This window comes from Thalassobacter sp., assembly GCF_982993085.1.
Genome location: NZ_CEZFMW010000230.1, coordinates 1 through 2,000, shown reverse-complemented (window position 1 = coordinate 2,000; position 2,000 = coordinate 1). Strand labels below are relative to the sequence as shown.

The following is a 2,000-nucleotide window of genomic DNA, read 5'->3' as shown; positions in this document are numbered from 1 at the left end:
GACCTGATCAACGCAGGCAAGCAAACCATCACCGAGCTGCCGCAAACCGCGTATTTCGACAGCGCACAGTCGTTCGGCATGATCCGTGGCGGCAAGATTGCAATGGCGATCCTTGGCGCGATGGAGGTCGCCGAAAACGGTGACCTCGCCAACTGGATGATCCCCGGCAAGCTGGTCAAAGGCATGGGCGGCGCGATGGATTTGGTGGCCGGTGTGGGCCGAGTGGTTGTGGTTATGGACCACGCCAACAAGCACGGGCAATCCAAACTGCTAAAGGAATGCACCCTGCCCCTGACAGGCAAGGGCGTGGTTGACCGGATCATCACCAACCTTGGTGTGCTGGATGTTGTGGATGGTGGGCTGAAGCTGGTTGAGCTGGCCGATGGTGTCAGCGAAGACGAACTGCGCAGCCTGACCGAGGCCACGCTGGTCAACTAATCCTGTCGCGCGGGTTTCGTTTCATCGGCTCAATTTCCGCGCGCGAGATCAGCAAAATTGAAAACGCACCCGTCCGAGGGCAGCTCGGGCGGTGTCATGCACAAATTACGTGCCACGTTCCATGCGGCCAACACCTTGGGCACATAGGCGCGGGTCTCTGCGAAGGGAGGCACGCCGTCGTGTTTCCGCACAGCGCCCTCGCCCGCGTTATACCCCGCAAGCGCCAGCAACACGTCGCCATCAAATTCCTGCATCAGCCAGTCTAGATAGGCCACGCCGCCTGCGATGTTCTGACTTCCGACCTTGCTGTCCTCAACACCAAAGCGCGCCGCGGTAGCCGGGATCAACTGCATCAGGCCTTGCGCCCCTGCCGGGCTGACCGCATCCGTGCGCCCCGCACTTTCAACGGCAATGACCGCAAGCGCGAGGGCGGGCGACACGCGGGTGCCCACCGATTGCATCAGCAACGCGGGCCCATGGGCTGTCGCGATCTTGGTCAACAACTGAAGGGACGGCGCCGCGATGCCGGACCCTTTGGGCGCGTTGCTGACGTGTAGCGTGGCTTCGGTGAACCGGCCTGCCTGCCCATGATCCCGTGACGGTGGAATGACGTCCCAGAACCACGGCTGTAAGTTTCCCGTTGGCGCAGATGGCAACACAGGAGCCGCGATCGACGTGGTGACGGGCGGCGCGGCAGCAATGGTTGGCGCGATTTGGATGTTGATCCGGTTGGTCGCATCAACTGCCGGGGGCCTGACGGTCTTGAACGTCCACTCACTGGCCCAACCGAGTTGCGGGACCAAAGTGAGTCCCAGACAGATAATCAAACGTTTCATAAAGCTGCTCGTCCCTGATTTTAGCGCCAATAGACGCGGGATCTTGAACAGGAACCTGCCACACGCGACGGATTCGACCAATGCGATAGGCACGTTTCACCCCGATATCAGTGCAAAATCGCAACAATCGGGCCAATTTTCCGCGATTAGAGCTCATTTTCAGAAAAATGATCAGAGCTTGCCACGATTGTGCCTTATTTCGCCGCACCTATTAAGGGATGGCGCGGCCAGACGGATCACCAAAGATCCGCGATTTTTCCGACGCCTGAGGCAGAGCAATGAAAGAGGCACATGATGATGAAAGCATTTTTTACCGATGATTCCGGCGCAATGGCGCTTGATTGGCTCGTTTTGACGGCCGCCCTTTTGGGTCTTGGGCTTGCCATTTCGGCCATAGTTTCGTCTGGGGTCGATCATTTATCGGCGCAGGCAAATGTGGACACGGCAGCTCAGAGTGTTGTAATTTATAAATAAATACGATTTGGCCGTCTATATTTTGGCGGCCCTATCCCAACTGAACGCCTAAAATTAACACCTAATTTATCGTTAATATGTCTAAAGCCCGCCCTAAAGCCGCCCCGTTCCATCGGCAAAACAAATGTATCGAACGGCGCAAGCGCCACGATTTTTAAAAAAACGAGCTACACCAAGGAATATCAAAATGCTGAAAAACTTTATTGCAAGTGAATCTGGCGCCGTAACCGTTGACTGGGTTGTTCTGACAGC

The 2,000-nt window shown here is 56.7% G+C and carries 3 protein-coding genes; 2 read left to right on the top strand and 1 reads right to left on the bottom strand.

From position 1 onward, the window contains the following. Nucleotides 1–438: CoA-transferase (locus AC4GMC_RS18305; protein ID WP_490367598.1), on the top strand; the 438-nt coding region annotated here is incomplete at its 5' end. Between the two features lie 29 nt (nt 439–467). On the opposite strand, the gene AC4GMC_RS18300 is transcribed toward AC4GMC_RS18305, so the two are convergent. Then, nucleotides 468–1,274, bottom strand: coding sequence for a lytic transglycosylase domain-containing protein (locus AC4GMC_RS18300; RefSeq protein WP_487878000.1), 807 nt, complete (start codon nt 1,272–1,274; stop codon nt 468–470). Nucleotides 1,275–1,565: 291 nt separating this feature from the next. Between AC4GMC_RS18300 and AC4GMC_RS18295 the strand changes: the two genes are divergently transcribed. After that, a complete protein-coding gene (locus AC4GMC_RS18295) occupies nt 1,566–1,748 on the top strand; it encodes a hypothetical protein (RefSeq protein WP_487877999.1) in 183 nt (60 codons plus the stop codon). Nucleotides 1,749–2,000: the final 252 nt, after the last annotated feature.

Coding starts and splice junctions, on each gene's coding strand:
- AC4GMC_RS18300 (WP_487878000.1), bottom strand. CDS start 1,274: ATGAAACGTTTGATTATCTGTCTGGGACTCACTTTGGTCCCGCAACTC.
- AC4GMC_RS18295 (WP_487877999.1), top strand. CDS start 1,566: ATGATGATGAAAGCATTTTTTACCGATGATTCCGGCGCAATGGCGCTT.